Annotated in this window: 12 protein-coding genes; 10 read left to right on the top strand and 2 right to left on the bottom strand. The window is 67.9% G+C overall.

Going from position 1 to position 18,231, the window contains the following annotated elements; genetic code table 11:
• The first annotated feature begins 3 nt into the window (after window positions 1-3).
• Both E5671_RS33130 and E5671_RS33125 read left to right on the top strand, forming a co-directional pair.
• Complete coding sequence (locus E5671_RS33130; protein ID WP_160507540.1) at window positions 4-1,836, top strand: alpha/beta hydrolase; 1,833 nt, start codon at window positions 4-6, stop codon at window positions 1,834-1,836.
• 91 nt (window positions 1,837-1,927) lie between these two features.
• Complete coding sequence (locus E5671_RS33125; protein ID WP_237330280.1) at window positions 1,928-2,407, top strand: hypothetical protein; 480 nt, start codon at window positions 1,928-1,930, stop codon at window positions 2,405-2,407.
• Between the two features lie 212 nt (window positions 2,408-2,619).
• Here E5671_RS33125 and mycP read toward each other — a convergent pair whose 3' ends face one another.
• Both mycP and eccB read right to left on the bottom strand, forming a co-directional pair.
• Window positions 2,620-3,867: a type VII secretion-associated serine protease mycosin gene (gene mycP, locus E5671_RS33120; protein ID WP_160507538.1), complete on the bottom strand. Its 1,248-nt coding sequence runs from the start codon at window positions 3,865-3,867 to the stop codon at window positions 2,620-2,622.
• An 18-nt stretch (window positions 3,868-3,885) separates the two neighbouring features.
• Entirely contained in the window at window positions 3,886-5,418 is a 1,533-nt protein-coding gene (eccB, locus tag E5671_RS33115) for a type VII secretion protein EccB (protein ID WP_160507537.1), read from the bottom strand.
• Between the two features lie 186 nt (window positions 5,419-5,604).
• Here eccB and eccE point away from each other — a divergent pair, with 186 nt between their 5' ends.
• The 8 genes from eccE (at window position 5,605) to E5671_RS33075 (ending at window position 18,141) form a co-directional block, all read left to right on the top strand.
• Window positions 5,605-6,927, top strand: a complete 1,323-nt coding sequence (eccE, locus tag E5671_RS33110) for a type VII secretion protein EccE (RefSeq protein WP_202121355.1) — start codon at window positions 5,605-5,607, stop codon at window positions 6,925-6,927.
• Window positions 6,927-7,706, top strand: a complete 780-nt coding sequence (locus E5671_RS33105; RefSeq protein WP_160507535.1) for a hypothetical protein — start codon at window positions 6,927-6,929, stop codon at window positions 7,704-7,706. The genes eccE and E5671_RS33105 overlap by 1 nt, the downstream gene beginning before the upstream one ends.
• 307 nt (window positions 7,707-8,013) lie before the next feature.
• Window positions 8,014-11,391 (top strand): SCO5717 family growth-regulating ATPase, encoded by a 3,378-nt coding sequence (locus E5671_RS33100; protein WP_160507534.1) that lies wholly within the window; start codon window positions 8,014-8,016, stop codon window positions 11,389-11,391.
• Between the two features lie 711 nt (window positions 11,392-12,102).
• Window positions 12,103-14,016 (top strand): ABC transporter substrate-binding protein, encoded by a 1,914-nt coding sequence (locus E5671_RS33095; RefSeq protein WP_160507533.1) that lies wholly within the window; start codon window positions 12,103-12,105, stop codon window positions 14,014-14,016.
• Window positions 14,017-14,019: 3 nt separating this feature from the next.
• Window positions 14,020-15,102 carry an ABC transporter permease gene (locus E5671_RS33090; protein WP_160507532.1) on the top strand — a complete coding sequence of 361 codons (1,083 nt, stop codon included), beginning with the start codon at window positions 14,020-14,022 and terminating at the stop codon, window positions 15,100-15,102.
• Complete coding sequence (locus E5671_RS33085) at window positions 15,099-16,046, top strand: ABC transporter permease (protein ID WP_160507531.1); 948 nt, start codon at window positions 15,099-15,101, stop codon at window positions 16,044-16,046. The genes E5671_RS33090 and E5671_RS33085 overlap by 4 nt, the downstream gene beginning before the upstream one ends.
• Window positions 15,935-17,089: an ABC transporter ATP-binding protein gene (locus E5671_RS33080; protein ID WP_443032728.1), complete on the top strand. Its 1,155-nt coding sequence runs from the start codon at window positions 15,935-15,937 to the stop codon at window positions 17,087-17,089. Before E5671_RS33085 ends, E5671_RS33080 begins: the two co-directional genes overlap by 112 nt.
• 35 nt (window positions 17,090-17,124) lie before the next feature.
• Window positions 17,125-18,141, top strand: a complete 1,017-nt coding sequence (locus E5671_RS33075; RefSeq protein WP_160507529.1) for an oligopeptide/dipeptide ABC transporter ATP-binding protein — start codon at window positions 17,125-17,127, stop codon at window positions 18,139-18,141.
• Window positions 18,142-18,231 lie beyond the last annotated feature (90 nt).

Below are 18,231 nucleotides of genomic sequence, written 5' to 3'. Positions count from 1 at the left end.
GGGATGGACTACGCGACGCTCAAGTCTCTCAAGCCCTCCGAGTTCGAGGGCGCCGCGGACGGGTACCGCGCGACCAGCGACATGGCCAATGCAGCCAAGGAACGCATCGAAAACCAGGTCGCTGCCGGAATGCAGAAAAGCCTTGAGGGTGCCACCGCGAAGGCAGCCCTAAAGCAACTGCGTGAGTTGTCGAAAAACTTCCACTACACCCAGATTGAATGCGGCCTGATCAGCACCGCACTCAACGGCTTCGCCTACGACCTGGCCGCCGCCAAGAGCAAGCTGGACGCGGCGGTCGATGGCGCGCAGACCGAGAAGTTCACGGTGAACGCCGATGGATCGGTCAGCTATCCACCCGGGGGCAAGAAGACAGACGGCGAACTCCCCAAGGGCGGCACGGCGAACGGCACTACCGACGAGACAGCAGCCGGGCTGAACCGTCAAGCGGCCAGCTTCGACCCCAACCCGAATTATGCCCGCGCGCAGGAGTACGCCGACCGGATCGCCGCCGCCATCAAGGAAGCCACCGAGGTCGACGAGAAGTGGGCCCCGAAACTGCGGGCACTGAAGGCGGACGACGACCTCACCGTCTCGAACCAGGACTGGGCTGACGTTCACAAGGACACAGGTGGGGTTCGCAAGGGAGCCGATGGGTACCTCGACACCATCAAGGACCCGCCCAAGGGTGGCGACGCGGAGGACAACGCGAAATGGTGGAAGGACCTCACCGCCGAGCAGCGTGCTGACTACCTCGCCATGCACTCCGCCTCCGTAGGCGCCCTTGATGGGCTGCCCGCCGATGTGCGGGACGAGGCCAACCGGACGGTCCTCGCCGATGCAAGGGCGAAGTACCAAATGGAACTGAACTCCATTCCTCCAGAGCCCGAGCGCATCGCCCGCGATGCCGTCGGCCGCCCGGTCGCGGCGTCCGAGAGCTGGTTGGACTGGAACAAACAGTACGGCGACAGACAGACGTTCCTCGAACAGCGACTGAAGGGAATGAACGCTATTCAAAGTCGCTTCGATGCCACAGGAAAGAACGGACTTCCCGAGGCATACCTGCTGGGGTTCGACCCAGTAGGGAAGGGCGACGGCAGGGTGATTCTCGCCAGCGGCAACCCGGACAACGCCGACCACACCTCCGTCTACGTGCCGGGCACAGGGGCAAGTTTGGAAGGCATCAGCGGCGACCTCGCACGCGGTGACAACCTGTGGAAGGAGAGCACCAAGCAGGCTCCAGGCCAGCAGATCTCGTCCATCACATGGTTCGACTACGATTCCCCTCGTTCCGCTTTTCCCACGGACAAGGGCGATCTGATCCCCGAGGCCTCGAACGACAAATACGCGGCAGAAGGCGGACCCATACTGCGTGATTTCCTTGATGGAAACCGCATTGCACATCAGAGCGAGGCCGGGCCGAACAACTTCGGGCACACCACCGTTATCGGCCACAGCTATGGAAGTACCGTGATCGGGGACGCCGCGAAGTCCGGCGGCATGCTGGACGGCGGCCTTCCAGTGGATGACGTCGTCGTTGCCGGAAGCCCTGGCATGCAGGCTGACCGTTCCGCGGACCTCGGCATCAAGGACGGCCATATGTGGGCCATGGGAGCTCCGTTCCTCAGTGACCAAGTACCCGAGGGCGGAAAGAACGTCGGTCTCGGCGATCACCGGACTGTACCTACCGATCGTGAATTCGGGGCCAATATCATGGAGACCGACGCGACGAGCCACAGCGGCTACTGGGACGTGGACAAGAGTGGCGACGGATCGAAGAGTTTGAGAAATCAGGCACGGGTCATCGTCGGCGATTACAAGGGTGTGGATCTTGACTAGTACCTGCTCGACAACGGCAAGAAATCCGCGCCAGATGTACGCTCTCTCCTGCATGGCATCGGCCTTGCTCATCCTGACGGGGTGCTCATCAATGCAAACCAACGAAGACAAACTTGGCTACAAGGCGGAGACGCGAAAAATCGAACCCGCCAAAGAGGAAGTAAATGAAATCTCCAGCAACTTGCTTGATTGGATGGGGATCAAGGGGAAAACCACCGAGGCCGGCGCAGGAGTGAACGTGTGCGAGGCGGTCGATCCCGGGCTGAAGGAGTACTACACAATCCATCACCCATGGTCAATCTATGATCTACATAAGGGAACCTTCGAAGAGGCCATGCAGAATATTCGCGAGCAACTCCCAAAGAATGGCTGGAAGATCACGAAGGATGGCGAGACGAACTCGCGTGCCCGTAACCCAGAGATCGTGGCAGTGAACGCCAAGAGCAACCACACAATTTCCATTGAGTGGGCGAGGGAAAGGTCCGGGAATCTCAAGGAGATGATCGGAGTCGACGTCGACTCCCGCTGCTATCGAGCACCGGAGGGGACCGACATCTACGCCGAACAGTGAGGGTGAGCACGTCCCGGCAACTGGACGTGAGAAAGCAAGCCTCGGGCATCACTAAGCAGGAGGCAGCCGAGCAGGCAGAAGCGATGCTCGAAACAACCTTGGCCGCCATCGGACCGGAAGTCCCATGGCCCAGTTGGTGCCTCACTACGTCTGCCACAGCAGGTGCCAGCCGCGATCCTTCGCGACGAATCGACCCTCACGGGGAGCCGCCGTCAGCTGCCTTCCCCGCGCCTACGGCTGCGGCCACGTGAATCCCGCACAGCAACCCCCACCCCAGCAAGCCCCGCCACCACAACCGCCGCCCCCACAGCCACGTACGTAGCGATCCGCGCCGTGCGCTCCTCTGACGTCTCACCGAGGTGGAGTTCCGCGGGAGTTGGGGCCTTCGCGCGGGTGATGCCCTCTTCGGCTGTTGGGGTCTCGATCGGGTGCTCGTCCTCCGTCAGAGCCCGGACCGGGTCCACCACCCCCCAGCCGACCAGGCGGTCGTGGCCCGCTACCGAGCGTTCCGCTGTCTGTTTGATCTGGGCCGTGATCTGGCGGGACGTCCAGTTCCTGTGCTTGGACTTGATCAGGGCCGCCACGCCTGCCACGTACGGCGCCGAGAAGCTTGTGCCGTTGTCCGAGCAGTGGCCGCCGAGAGGGACTGTGGAGATCATGTCTACGCCCGGGGCTGCCACGCCCACGAACTTGCCCGACTGGGAGAACGGGGCTCGTTCGTTGTTGCGGTCCGATGCCGCTACCGCCAATACGCCTTCGTAGGAAGCCGGGTAGGTCCGCTTGACGTTGCCGCCCAGGCCGTCGTTGCCTGCGGAGGCCACGATCACCTTTTCATCCGCCAGCGCCCTGTCCACTGCCCGTTTCAGGATCGGGGTCGGCTTCACGGCGTTGGCCGTGTCCTGGGAGATGTTGATGATGTCCGCGTCGGCGGAGACCGCGTAATCGATTGCTGCCGCGAGGGTCTCTGCCGTGCCGTGGCCCTCCGCGTCGTTCTGCTGGATGGGGATCAGCGTCGCGTCGGGGGCCAGGCCCACGAAGCCGGTGTCCTTGACGGGGCGGGCCGCGATGATGCCCGCCACGCGCGTGCCGTGGCCGACCTCGTCCGTCGTGCCGTTCTCCTTGCCGCGCTTGACCTTGTCTCCGTTGTCGTCCTTGAGGTTCTTGGGGAGCAGGTTGCGGCCCTTTGACACGTCCACCGCGCTCTTGAGTTGAGGGTTCTTGACGTCCACCCCTGTGTCGATCACCGCCACCCGTACGTCCTTTCCAGTGGACTGACGCCACAACTCGTCCAGGAGAACGCGCTGCAGTGCCCAGGGGCGACCCTCGTATTTTTTGGACGGGAACGTGCACTGCTCCGCTCCCGCGGCTGCCGCGGGAGACGCGGCGAACGCCGTCGTCATCACTGTCAGGGCTGCTGCCGTGGCCGCTGTCACGCGCGGCCACCCGTATGCGTACGTCATCGTCGGCATCCCACTGGCCTAGGAGCCCTGCGGCTGGCGTGCCGCCGAGGTCGAGAGACGCGGGCCCGTGGGGAGGAATTTGGACCATGGGGCCGGTACCGGAGTCACGTCCGTATTCGCGTAGCCCAGGCGGGTCTGCGCCTGTCGCGCCTCTGCCTGCTGCTGCTTGCGCTGCTTGGCCGTGGTGCCGATGCCCTCATCGTCCGTCGCGCTGTCGCTGTTGGACTGCATCGCGTAGCGCAGGCCCGTGTCCGTAGCGAGGAAGACGCCGCCCACATTTGGCTCCGAGCCCGTGAACTGCCGGTAGAGCAGGCCTGACCCGGCCGTCACGTACGCGCTGGACGAGCCCGTGGGAAGCGTTGCGGGGAAGTCCGTTCCCGCCCATGTACTGAGCGTGGTGTCGCCGTCATTGCCGTCCACCTTGCGCAGGACATTGCAGACGGTATTACGGCTGCCTGCGTCGGCCGAGGCTTCGTTGGTGGCCTTCGGCGCCTGGCTCGGCCACTTGTATGACGCGTCGAATGTCTCGCGGTCAGGGGTGAAAGCGCCGGTGCTCAGGTCGCGGGCATGGCCGTCCTGGCGCAGAGAGAGCAGGTCGCGGCTACTGAGAAGCAGTTTCGCGGTGAAGTCGGAGACGGGGGCGACCCGTCCGCGCTCAACGACGTAATGCTGCATCCCTGCCCCATCGGACGCCTTGAGGACCATGCCGACCCTGTTCGCCTGTTGGTCCTGGAGGCCCTCCACATTGGCCGGCGCTCCGGGAGTTCCCTCCACCTTCGGGTAGGAGATCGGGTCGCCGTAGTGCAGCGTGTCCAGCCACTCCTTGGACACCCGCTGCGGTTGACGGCCTGAATCGACGATTGTGCGCAGGAGGAGTTCGAGCCGTTCCCGTTCCGCGATCCGGTACGCCATCCCGTGAGCGTCCACCACGTACCGGACCTTGTCAGGGCCGACCACGTACAACAGCTCGCCGCCGCGGAGCCGTTCGCTGCCCTCGGTCTTGTTCTGGTCGCGCTCCGCCAGGATGAACGCGGCCTTCTGGATCGCCCTGCCGCCTTCGCCCGGACGCTCGCACACCGCCCATCGCTTGGGGGAGCCGGCCTCGGACTCAGAGGGCAGGCGGTCGGGAGCGTACGGAATGCCGATGGTGGCGCCGTGCGGGATCTTGCCCTTGTCGAGTACCGATTCGTCGACGTTGATGACGTCGCCCTTGTCGGCGTCCAGCAAGAGCTTCGCCGAAGCCATGTTGAGGACCGGGTGGAGTTGGCGCTTGCCGTCCGTCTTCAGGACCACGTATCGCGTCGTGGACTTGCTCGCGATGATCACGTGCTCGTTCGGCTTGTCCCAGCCGGGTTTGGCCGCCGGTTTGAACATCCCCCAGGCGCCGAAGACGGCGAGGACGATCACTCCCACGATGATGCCGGGGAGCACGCCGCGCAGCGGGCGTGGCGCTCCCTCCTCCGAACCCGATGGTGACGGTTGGATGAAGGAGGCGAGCGTGCGGCGCTTCGCGAAGGTGTAGGCGTTGAGTTCGTCCCGCCGTGATGCCATGAGTGTCTGCTTCTCCCCCGTGCAGCGCCGGGGGCACGCGACCCCCACCCTCCGTTGTCAGACCCGGCCCCTACTATGCCTGTTGAGTAATCGCGCGTGTGGGGTGGGTAAGGTTCCCAGGCACTCCTGGGGTGCATGTTCCTTGACCACCAGGGGGATTCGGGAGATTTACGGGGGGTTGGACTGATGGCTTCCGCAGCGCGGACCGGAGCTCGGGGGCCGTCAGGGTCCGGGAGCCCGGGGCAGGCAGAGCCCGTTGGTGGCGGCGCGGCGTCTGGCCGAGGTGCCGTTGCCTTCCATCTCCGGTCACGCTCAGCGCAGTTCGGGTCGTTTCGCTTGCAACGGCTTGTGTTGATCGAAATCGCTGCGGCCCTTCTGCTGACCGCATGGGTGGTCGATCCGCTGGCCGTCGTGCCGACCGTTGTCGTCGCAGCCGTGCTGGTGCTGCTCGCTGTCGTACGCCGTCGTGGCCGCGCATGGCCCGAATGGCTCGGTACCGCGCAGGCGTTGCGAGCACGCAAACGGCGAGCGCTGAGCGCCCCGATACCGCCGGGTACGGAGCCTGCGTTCGCCCCGGCCGTCGAGTGCGACCCGGCCTTGCGCACATATGCCTACGCGGACCGGGACCGGCGACAGGTGGGGATGGTCGGTGACGGGACGTTCGTGACCGCTGTGCTCCAAGTCGAGTCGGATGCCACCGCGTTGCGGGCCGAGCGCGGGCGGCAGCCGCTGCCGGTTGGGCTCGTGCGGGATGCCCTGGAGGTGGACGGCATCCGGCTCGAGTCGGCGCAGATCGTGCAGCACGCCCAGCCGGCACCCGCACTGCATCTCCCCCAGCAGTCCGTGGCCGTCAGCAACTACGCGCCCCTTCAGGCTCAGACCGGCGCACCCGCCGTACGGATCACATGGGTTGCGCTGAAGCTCGATCCCGAGCTCTGCCCCGAGGCGGTGGCGGCGCGCGGAGGCGGCCTCGTAGGGGCCCAGAAGTGTGTGGTGCGTGCCATGGACCAGCTGGCAAGCCGGCTGACGGGCGCCGGCTTCCGTGCCACAGCACTGACCGAGGAGCAGTTGGCCGCCGCCATCGCCACTTCGGTGGGCGCCAATCCTCTCGTCACGGCGGAGGCCGGGCGGACCGAGCTGCCGGAGCGCAGGACGGAGGAATCCGCACGCGCGTGGCGCTGCGACAACCGCCGTCATACGACCTACTGGGTCCGGCGCTGGCCACAGTTGGGGAACGCGGGCGGTCCGTCGCTGCCGCAGCTCGTCGCGCTGCTCACCGCGGTTCCTACGCTGGCCACGACGTTCAGCCTCACCCTGCGCCAAGGGGAACGGAAGGAAGTGTCGCTGTGCGGGCACGTTCGGGTGACCGGACGCAGTGACTCCGAACTCGAAGCGGCTCGGCAGGCGTTGGAGCAAGGGGCGCGGCAGGCCGGTACGGGGTTGGTCCGACTCGATCGCGAGCAGGTGCCCGGGATGCTCGCCACTCTGCCGCTCGGAGGTGCCCGCTGATGACCGTCACGAATCCGACTGCCCCAGCCACGCCAGCCACGCCGCCGTCGTCCGGTCCGGGCAACACGTTCCGCACGGCGCTGCGCAGTGGATTCGGTCTGCTCGGGCCTCGGCATCGTCGCCACGCGCTCTCCGCCGAGCAGGTGGACGCGCTTGCGTTGCCCATTGGTGACGATGGCGTCGTGATCGGTGTGGACGCACAGGGCCAGCCCTCGGTACTCGGCGTCAACCGGCCCACTCCGTACGACGTGCTGCTCATCGGAGGGTTGTGGACAGCGCAGGTCATCGCGCTGCGGGCAGCCGCGACGGGGGCGCGGGTGGCCGTGGAGACCGGTCGGGCAGCGGCCTGGGCGCAGCTCGTAGCGGCCCTCGGCGTCGGGCCGAGCGGTATGTCCGTGCATGAAGTGGGGCGCGTTCCCCCGCAGGGTGCGTCGGCGGGAAGTCCGGTCCTCGTGGTGCGCGACTGCGGGATGCGGCCGCCGCGGGGGCGGGTGGTCTCCGGGCCCTGGCAATCAGTCCTGACGCTGCTGCCCTATCTGAGTCCGGTCGCGCCCCGGCTGATTCGACAGGCCCGGCTCGTCGGCGTGCAGCGGGTCTCACCGGATGAGGCGGTTCAGATCGGGCGGTCCGTGGGGCTGCCGCGCGGTGATGTCGAGGCATTGCCGACGCTTGCCGACGGGGTCACGTTGTGGTGTGCCGATCGTGACCGGCAGTACGTGATGACGCAGCCCACAGACGCCGAGACCGGATTGTTGGGTACGGCGCGGAGGATGGACTGAGCGGAGGGTCGGTGTCGGTTGACCATGCGAATTAGCAGGCATTCGATGCTTGTTGGTTGATTTGTCCGTCACGGTTTTGGATACGTGGATCACTCCCGTGGGGAGCGTGACGGAGAGGACAGTATTCGTGGGGTGGGCTGCCCTGCCGTGCTCGTGGTTTTGGTGATTAGGCTGGGACTGGGCGCGACGCCAGAACCCGCGAGTGGGTGGTTCGCGTCCATCACGGGGAGAGCCAAGGCGGATCGGACGACAGGAACGGTCGCCCCCCACCACGGCACGAGGGTGCTCGACCACACCAGGAGGCATTGTGAACAGCGATCGGGACGAGATCCGCGGGGGCTGGGATTCACCCGTCGATGATCAGTCCGACGCGGAGTCCGCTGCCGAGACTACGGGCGAGTTCACCATCGACTACGCCCCTCCTGCCTGGTACACGCAGAACGCGTCCGGCAGTGCGGGGGAGACTCCTTCGGCTTCGCCTGTGCCGTCTTCGTCACCTTCCTCGCCTTCGTCTCCGCCGGTTTCTTCGCCTTCGGCTGCTGCGGAGCCTCCCGCTGCTCCTGAGCCTCCCGCTGCTCCTGAGCCTCCGGCTGCTCCTGAGCCTCCGGCTCCGCAGTCTCCGCCTGTCGGGCCGCCTGCCGTTGTGCCGAAGCTGCCTGTGGGCGGCGGGTTCCAGCCGCGGGCTGATTGGGCTGCGCCGGTTGCTCCGGCGCCTGTTGCTCCGGCGCCGGTTCCCTCTGAGGATCCTGCTCCTGCCGAGTCTGAGAGTCGTTCGCCTGCAGGGGGTGCGGGTGCCTCTGACTGGAGTGGTGCCGTTGCCGGTGTCGCCTCCTCCGTGCATGTGACTGGTGTTGTTCCTAGGCCTGCGGCTGAGGACGAGGCTGAGGCTGAGGTGGAACCTGCTTCCACGCCCTCCGCTGTGGTTGAGCCCGTTGCCGATAGCAGTGGCGATCTGGAGAGTGGCGCCACCATGCGGTTCTCCTCTGCCGCCCTCAAGCGGGAGATCGAGGAGCGGGCCGCCGGTTCCAGTTCCCCCTCTGAGCCCTCAGAGCCCTCCGAGCCCTCAGAGCCCTCCGAGCCTGAGGAATCCTTGGGGTCTTCGGAGCCCTCGGGCACAGATGAGTCGGATGAGGCTGACCTTGGCCTCGGTGATGAGCAGCCTGAGTCGTCTCTTCTGGCCGCAGCCGGACTCTCCTTCGGTGACGGCCACGGTGACGGTGCGCCGCCTTCTGGTGAGCCTGTTGGGGAGTCCGTGGACGCGGATGAGTCGGACGGGGGCGTTTCTGTCTCTGCTCATTCGGACTCTGCTGATTCGGATGATGACGTCGAGGACTCCGGCGACTCTGGTGATGTCGCTGACGAGATCCGGGACGCCGCTCCGCAGGAACCCGCTCCTCAGGACGCCGCTCCTCAGGACGCCGTGCCTGCCGCGGCCGTCGATGAGGTGCAGGACTCCGTTCCGCCCTCCTGGACTCCGCCGCCCGCGCCGAACGGTGGGCTTCCGCCGCTGCCGCCCGCCTTCCAGCCCGCCGCGCCTACCTCGGCGCCGCAGTGGCCCGTGCCCGGCCAGGCCTCGGCTCCGCCGGCTGCGGAGCCGACGCCAGCTGCCGAGCCCGTGCCGCAGCAGGCTGAGCCCACGCCTGCGCCCGTACAGCAGCAGTCTCCGCAGACCACGCCGCCTGCTTGGCCCTCACCCACCGGGCCCGTGGCTCCCTCACCGGTCGCGCCCACTCCGCCGGTTGCCGACGCGTCGGCTCCTCCCGGTGGGTACGAGTTCCCGCAGGCCGGTGCGCCCGCTCCCGCCCCGGCTCCGGCTCCGGCTCCCGGGACGCCTGCACCGGCACCGGCTCCCGCAGCGCCAGCTCCGCCCGCCGGGTATGGGTTCCCGCAGCAGGGCGCGCCCGCGCCGGCTCCGGCCCCCGCTCCCGAAGCTCCTGCTCCACCCGCCGGGTACGGGTTCCCGCAGCAGGGTGGCGCTCCCGTTCCGCCGAGTGGTTATGGGTTCCCGCAGCAGGGTGCGCCCGCGCCGGTCAACCCCAACTCCCCTGCACCGCAGGGCAGTTATGGGTTCCCCCAGCCGCCCGCGCCCCAGGCCCAGCAGCCGCTGCCTCCCGCTGTTGCTCAGCAGCAGCCGACGCCTCAGGCTATGCCGCAGCCGCAGCAGCAGCCGCCTGCTCCCGTGCAGCCGCAGGCTGAGCAGCAGCCCCACGCTCAGCCTCAACCGCAGCCGCAGGCCCAGCCCCCGGCTCAGGCTCAGCCGCCCATCGACCCCCGCACCGGTGCCGCCTGGCCGCAGGCCGTGCAGCATGATCAGCGGGAGCGGACCAACCCAGGGGCGCCGCTCGGTTACACCGCTGCCGTCGAGCTGTCCTCCGACCGGCTGCTGCGCAACACCAAGCCGAAGGCCAAGAGCAGTCGGCCCGCTACCGGTGGTTCTCGCTTCAAGCTCGGCGGCAAGAAGGAAGAGGCCGAGCGGCAGCGGAAGTTGGAGCTGATCCGGACTCCGGTGCTGTCCTGCTATCGCATCGCCGTCATCAGTTTGAAGGGTGGCGTCGGGAAGACCACCACCACTACCGCTCTCGGCTCTACGCTCGCCACCGAGCGGCAGGACAAGATCCTTGCCATCGACGCCAACCCCGACGCCGGTACGCTCGGGCGCCGCGTACGCCGCGAGACCGGGGCCACCATCCGTGACCTCGTGCAGGCGATCCCGTACCTCAACTCGTACATGGACATCCGGCGCTTCACCTCGCAGGCCGCGTCCGGGCTCGAGATCATCGCCAATGACGTCGATCCGGCCGTCTCGACGACCTTCAACGACGAGGACTATCGGCGTGCGATCGATGTGCTCGGGAAGCAGTACCCGATCATCCTGACCGACTCCGGTACGGGGCTGCTCTACAGCGCCATGCGGGGTGTTCTCGATCTTGCCGATCAGCTGATCATCATCTCTACGCCGTCTGTGGATGGCGCCAGTAGTGCGTCGACGACCTTGGACTGGTTGTCCGCGCATGGGTACGCCGACCTTGTTTCGCGGTCAATCACTGTCATCTCCGGGGTGCGTGAGACCGGGAAGATGATCAAGGTCGACGACATCGTGTCGCACTTCGAGACGCGATGCCGGGGCGTTGTCGTCATTCCGTTCGATGAGCATCTTGCTGCTGGTGCCGAGGTTGATCTCGACATGATGCGGCCGAAGGTGCGGGAGGCGTACTTCAATCTCTCCGCGATGGTTGCGGAGGACTTTGTGCGGGCTCAGCAGCAGCAGGGGCTGTGGACTTCGGATGGGAATCCGCCGCCCGTCGTGGCTCCGCCCCTGCCGGGGCAGGGGGGGTATCCCGGGCAGCAGCAGCCGTACGGGGGGCAGGCGCCTCAGCCTGGGCAGGCACCTCAGCAGCCGTACGCTCCCCAGCCGCAGCCGCAGCCGCATCAGCCGCAGCCCGGCGGGCAGCCCTATCCGCAGCAGCCGGGGGCTCCGCAGGGGTGGCAGAACGCGGCGCCTCCGCAGTCGCCTGCGGGGCCGGGGCCGGGGCAGCCGTACCAGTCGCCTGCGCCTGCGCCTGCGCCTCAGGGGCAGCCTCAGCCGGGGCAGGTGCCTCCGCCCGTTCAGCCTGGGCAGCCGTTCCAGCCCGGGGCTCCGTATCAGCCCCCGCAGCCTCCCGCGCCGGAGGCGCCGCAGCAGTAGTCTTCGCCTCCGCCGATCTCAACTGGGCCCGCACCAACCCCTGGTGCGGGCCCAGCCCGTTGCCCCGGCGCCCCGCAGTTCCGCTGACGAACAGACTTTCCCGCCCACCCACCCGATTACCCCGCAGCCTTGCCCAAGCACCGAAGGGACCAGGACGGGCAGGCGGACAGCGGAGACAGTACTGCCGATGCGACGGAGGGAGGGGGCGGGCGAGGGACCAGGGCGGGCATGCGGACAACGGAGGCAGCACATGCCGACGCGCCAGAAGGAGGGCGCGGGCGAGGGGCCAAGGCAGGCAGGCGACCCACAGCCGCAGCACGGCGGCGCGACAGGAGGGAACGCGCGAGGGACCAAGGCAAGCAAGCGACCCACAGCCGCAGCACGGGCGGCGCGACAGGAGGGCGAAGGCAGCCGCAGCACTGGCGGCGCGGCAGGACGGCGAAGGCAGTCGTCGCGCGGCCAACCGCACCGGTTCGCCGCGGCTCCCCCACCTGCCCCTCCCCCCACCATCACCCCCCGACCAGCCACGCTTCACAGGTCTTGACCAATGCGGATGAAATACGGGTCAACTCGTTATTTCCGCAGGCCACATGGGGTTCACCTGCCGTTGACTGACGCAGACTGGCGCTGGTAGACACACACATCAACCAGCTGGCGTTCCTTGATCAACTAGCCATCTCTGCGCGAGCGATGACGCGAGGTCACCGACCCATGGATACACAAGATCAGCACGGCAGAACACGGTCCCGCCGCACCACCAAGGCGCCCCCCAAGGCGTCACCCAAGGTGCCCCCCAAGGCGTCAAAACGCCCCCGTCTCCTTGTGGTAGCCGGAGCCGGAGCCCTCGCCCTGACCGCCGGCCTTGCCTCTCCCCTCAACCCGGCGCCCCAACAGGCCGAGGCCAAAGCGGACGGCAAGAAGACCCTCACCGTCGCGGTGGCCCAGAGCGTCGACTCGCTCAGTCCCTTCCTCGCCCAGCGGCTGCTCAGCACCAGCATCCACCGCCTGACGTACGAGTACCTGACGAACTACGACGCCAAGGACAACCACGCGATCCCGGGCTTCGCCACCAAGTGGGAGCCCTCCGCCGACAAGCTGACCTGGACGTACACCATCCGGGGCGACTCCAAGTGGTCGGACGGCAAGAAGGCCACCGCCGAGGACGCCGCCTGGACGTTCAACAAGGTGATGTCCAAGGAAGGCACCGCCACCGCCAACTCCGGCTTCGTCGCCAACTTCAAGAAGGTGACCGCGCCGAGCCCCACCAAGCTCGTCATCGAGCTCAAGAAGCCGCAGGCCACCATGGCCGCGCTCGACGTGCCGATCGTCCCGAAGCACGTGTGGGAGAAGGTCGACGACGTCTCCAAGTTCAACAACGACAAGTCCTTCCCCGTGGTCGGCAACGGTCCGTTCGAACTCACGGACTACAAGACCGACCAGTACGTGAAGCTGAAGGCCAACAAGGACTTCTGGCGCGGCGCGCCCAAGTTCGACGAAGTGGTCTTCAAGACGTACAAGGACCAGGACGCCGCCGTCGCCGCGCTGAAGAAGGGCGAGGTGTCCTTCGTCGCCGGGCAGCCCGCCCTCACCCCCGCGCAGGCCGCCGAGCTCAAGGGCACGGAGAACGTGAAGGTGAATGAAGGGCCTGGGCGGCGCTTCTTCGCCATCGCCACCAACCCCGGTGCCAAGACCCGCGACGGCAAGAAGTTCGGTGACGGCCACCCGGCGCTCCTGGACAAGAAGGTGCGTCAGGCGCTGTTCCGTTCCGTCGACCGCGAGGCACTCGTCGACAAGGTCTTCCAGGGCCAGGCCGTCGAGGGCGAGGGGTATATCCCGCCGCGCTTCTCCGAGTACGCCTGGCAGCCCTCCGCCGACCAGAAGCTGTCGTACGACCCCAAGAAGGCCGCCCAACTCCTCGACGAGGCGGGCTACAAGAAGAACGGCGACGGCAAGCGCGTCGGCAAGGACGGGAAGCCGCTCGACTTCCGCATCCTCTGTCACGCCACCGACCCGAACGACAAGGCTGTCGGGAAGTATCTGAAGGAGTGGTGGGGTGATCTTGGCATTGGGCTCAAGGTCAACTGCCTCGATGACGTGTCCGTGCCCTGGTACGCCGGTGAGTACGATCTCGCGTTCGACGGCTGGTCGGTCAACCCCGACCCGGACTTCGTACTCGGCATCCACTCCTGCGCCGCGCTCCCGGTGAAGGCCAAGGAGAGCGCCTCCACCGACAACTTCATCTGCGACAAGAAGTACGACGAGCTCTACAACAAGCAGCTTGCCGAGTACGACCCGGACAAGCGCGCGGAGACCGTCAAGGAGATGCAGTCCTGGCTCTACGACTCCGGGTACATGAACATCCTCGCGTACCCGAACGCCGTCGAGGCCTACCGCACCGACCAGATCAAGTCCATCACCACCATGCCGACGGCCGCGGGCAACATCTACGGCCAGGACGGATATTGGAGCTGGTGGTCCGCCGTGCCCGCGGATGGGAAGAGTTCCTCCAAGGATGGAAGCTCGACCGGTGTCATCATCGGTATCGCCGCCGCCGCGGTGGTGCTCGTCGGCGGTGGAGTCCTGTTCGCCCTGCGCCGCCGTTCGACCGCAGAGGACCGCGAGTAACGCATGACCGCTGACAGCAATCCCGCACTGCTCGACACCGAGGGCGCCGCGGCGACCGACGATCCGGCGTTCGCCGGGCCGTCGGCCCGCGGCCCCCGGGCTCGCAACACCCGCGCCTATCTCCAGTACGTGGCGGGCAAGCTGGGCGGCGCCGCCGTCTCGCTGTTCGCCGTCCTCGTCACCAGCTTCTTCCTGTTCCGGCTCATCCCGGGTGACCCGGTGAAGCAGATGACGGGCGGAAAGCGCGTATCGGCCGAACAGCTGGACGCGATGCGCAAGGAGTTCGGCCTCGACCAGCCGGTCATGACGCAGTTCCTCGACTACTGCGGCAACGCGCTCACCGGCGACTTCGGCACCTCCTACCAGTTCCACACACCGGTGATGGAGAAGATCACCGAGGCGCTGCCCGCGACGCTCCTGCTCACCGGCACCGCGTTCGTGCTCTACACCCTCATCGGCATCTGGCTCGGCACCCGCACGGCCTGGCGCAACGGCGGGCTCGGGGACCGCTTCCACACCGGCCTCGCGCTCACCCTCTACTCCGTGCCGTCCTTCTGGCTGGGCCTGCTCCTCATCATCACCTTCTCGGTCGGGGTCGGTCCGATTCCCGGGCTCTTCCCGACCGGCGGGCTCGAATCGGGTGGCGAGACGGGCATCGCGTACGTCATCGATGTCGCGCACCACATGGTGCTCCCCGTCATCACCCTGGTGGCGGTGGGGTACGCACAGACGCTCCTCGTCATGCGGTCGTCCCTGCTCGATGAGATGGGGAGCGACTATCTGACCACCGCTCGCGCCAAGGGGCTGCGGGACGATCTCGTACGCCGTCGTCATGCCGTCCCGAACGCGATGCTGCCCACCGTCACGCTGATGTTCGTGAACCTCGGCACGGTCGTGGCGGGCGCGATCCTCGTCGAGACCGTCTTCTCCTGGCCGGGACTCGGCGGGCTCTTCTACGCCGCGCTCAGCGTGCCCGACCTGCCCCTCGTGCAGGGCCTGTTCTTCGTCTTCGCCGCCGCGGTGATCCTGATGAACACCCTGGCCGACGTGATCTATCCGCTGCTCGACCCGAGGGTGGGCCGATGACGACCGAAGCAACAGAGCCCAAGGTCCCCGAAGTCCCCGAGGTCCCGGTCGCGAAGAGCCCCCGGGCGCTCGCCTGGACCCGCAGGCGGCACTCCGTGGCCCGATTCTGGCGCGAGTACCGCACCCACCGGGCGGGTCTCTTCGGCCTTGCCGCGCTCGTCGTCATCGCGCTCGTCGCCGTCTTCGCGCCGCTCCTGGTCGGCTCGGACGCGCAGAGCGTGACCGACGCGCCGGGCAAGCCGATGGAGTCGCCGAGCGGCGAATTCCCCCTCGGGACAGATCAGTTCGGGCGCGATCTGCTCGGCCTGCTCGTGTGGGGCGCGCGGATCTCACTCACCGTCGGGCTGCTCGCGGCCGTGCTCTCGGTGGCCATCGGCACGGTCGTGGGCATCACCGCGGGGCACTTCAAGGGCTGGTACTCCACCGTCATCATGCGGGTCACCGACTGGTTCCTGGTGATGCCGACGCTGGTGCTCGCCATCGCGCTCGCCTCGGTGATGTCCAAGTCCATCTGGACGATCATCCTGGCGATCGGCGTGACGACCTGGCCGACGACCGCGCGGCTCGTCCGCGCCCAGACCCTGGCCGTGGAGTCACGCCCGTACATCGAACGCGCGCAGGCGCTCGGCGGCGGCCACGGTCACGTCATGGGCCGGCACGTCCTGCCCAACGTCATGCCGCTGGTGCTCGCGCAGACCACGCTCGTCATCTCGAACGCCATCCTCACCGAGGCCACGCTCGCCTTCCTGGGCCTCGGCGACCCGACCGTCGTCTCCTGGGGCGGGCTGCTCCAGGACGCGCGCGAGGCGGGCGCGGTCAGCGCGGGCAACTGGTGGTACCTCGCTCCGCCCGGACTCGCCATCGCCGTCGTGGCACTCGCGTTCACGCTGTGCGGACGCGCCGTGGAGTCCGTGCTCAACCCCAGGCTGGGGGTCTCCCGTTGAACAGCGCGAACAAGGTGACGGAGACAAAGGTGACGACGGAACAGCGCCTCCTCGACGTGAGAAACCTCGAAGTGACGTACGCGTCCGGGGCGGCCGCGGTGCGCGGCGTGAACCTCTCGGTCGACGCGGGCCAGAAGCTCGGCGTCGCGGGCGAGTCCGGCTGCGGCAAGTCCACGCTGGCGCTCGCGCTGCTGCGGCTGCTGCCCGCCGGCACGAAGGTGACCGGTGAGGTCCTGCTCGACGGCGAGGACGTCCTCACCATGAAGTGGGGTCAGGTCCGGGCGGTCCGCTGGGCGGGCGCGTCGATCGTCTTCCAGGGCGCGATGCACTCGCTCAACGCCGTGCACCGCATCGGCGACCAGATCGCCGAGCCGATCCTGCTGCACAAGAAGGCGACCCAGGCGGGGGCGAAGAAGAAGGCCGGGGAGCTGCTCGAACAGGTGGGGCTTCCGGCCGCCCGCGCGGACGCGTATCCGCACGAGCTGTCGGGCGGGCAGCGCCAGCGCGTGATGATCGCGATGGCGCTCGCCTGCGATCCGCGCCTGATCATCGCCGATGAGCCGACGACGGCCCTGGACGTGATGATCCAGGCTCAGATCCTGCGCCTCATCGAGCAGTTGGTGTCCGAGCAGGACCTGGGCCTGATCATGATCAGTCATGACCTCGCGGTGCTCTCCGACACCTGCGACCGGCTCGCGGTGATGTACGCGGGCCGCGTCGTCGAGGAGGGCCCGGCCTCCGAGGTCTACGAGAACGCGCAGCACCCGTACGGGAAGGCCCTCTCCGCGGCCTTCCCCCGCATCGGCGACACGGCGTCCCGCTTCGCGCCGCGCGGCCTGCCCGGCGACCCGCCGGACCCGTCCCTGCTCCCCACGGGCTGCACGTTCCATCCGCGCTGCCCGGTCGCCCTCGACGTCTGCACCACGGAGGACCAGGCGCTGCGGGACGCGGGCCCCCGGCATCGCGCGGCGTGCGTGCACGCGGGCGCGCAGCTTCCGGCGCAGCCGACATCCCCGCCGGCGACGGCGGAGCGTACGCCGTGAGCACCGACAGATCACGCACCGAGGAGCAGCGACGCATGACCACCGACGCCCCCCTGACCTCCGCTGATCCGCTGCTGTCGGCGGGCGACCTGCACATCACGTTCCCCGGCCGCCGTGGCGCGCCGCCCGCGCGGGCGGTGGACGGCGTCGACCTCGACATCAAGCCGGGCGAGATCGTGGCCCTGGTCGGCGAGTCGGGCTGCGGCAAGACGACCCTGGCCCGTTCCCTGCTCGGCCTGGTGGCGCCCACGTCCGGCAAGGTGACCTTCGGCGGCAAGCCGCTCGGCTACTCGGGGCGCGCCCTGAAGGCGTACCGCAAGCGCGTCCAGCTCGTGCTCCAGGACCCGAGCGGGTCTCTGAATCCCCGCCACACCGTGTACGAGGCCGTGGCTGAGGGCCTGCGCATCCACGGGTACGGGGGCGACGAGCAGGCCGCGGTCGCCGACGCCCTGTCACGGGCGGGGCTCCGGCCGCCCGAGCGGTTCTTCCTGCGCTATCCGCACGAGCTGTCGGGCGGCCAGCGTCAGCGCGTCGTCATCGCGGGCGCGCTGGTCCTCGAGCCCGAACTGATCGTCGCGGACGAGCCGGTGGCCTCGCTGGACGCCTCCGTACGCGGCGAGATCCTCGCTCTGCTGCTCAGGCTCCGCGACGAACTCGGCCTGTCCGCGCTGGTGGTGACGCACGACCTGGGTCTGGCGTGGAACATCGCCGACCGCGTCGCGGTGATGTACCTGGGCCGGATCGTCGAGACGGGGACGGTGGAGGAGGTCCTGACGTCCCCTCAGCATCCGTACACACAGGCACTGTTGTCCGTGCTCCCGGAGGCTCCGGGTGATCCCGTGGTCCTCACGGGCGAGCCGCCGGACCCGTCGCGCATCCCGGGCGGCTGCCGCTTCCACGCGCGCTGCCAGATTCTCGCCTCGGGAGAGGCGGAGACGGCGGGGGTGGCGGACCGTTGCCGGACGGAGGATCTTCCGGTGCTGTCCGGCGGCGGCGAGACGCAGGTGGCGTGCCACTGGGCGACGGTCAACGTCGGCGCGTCCGGGGTCTGAGTCCCGCCGCAGCCCGAGTCTCGCGGCGGCGGATCGTTACCTCTTTCACGTACGGGTGATACGGGGCGTATCGGGCGTGATCTCTGGGGA

Source organism: Streptomyces sp. BA2, assembly GCF_009769735.1.
Taxonomy (GTDB): domain Bacteria; phylum Actinomycetota; class Actinomycetes; order Streptomycetales; family Streptomycetaceae; genus Streptomyces.
This window is presented reverse-complemented; position numbering and strand designations above follow the sequence as displayed.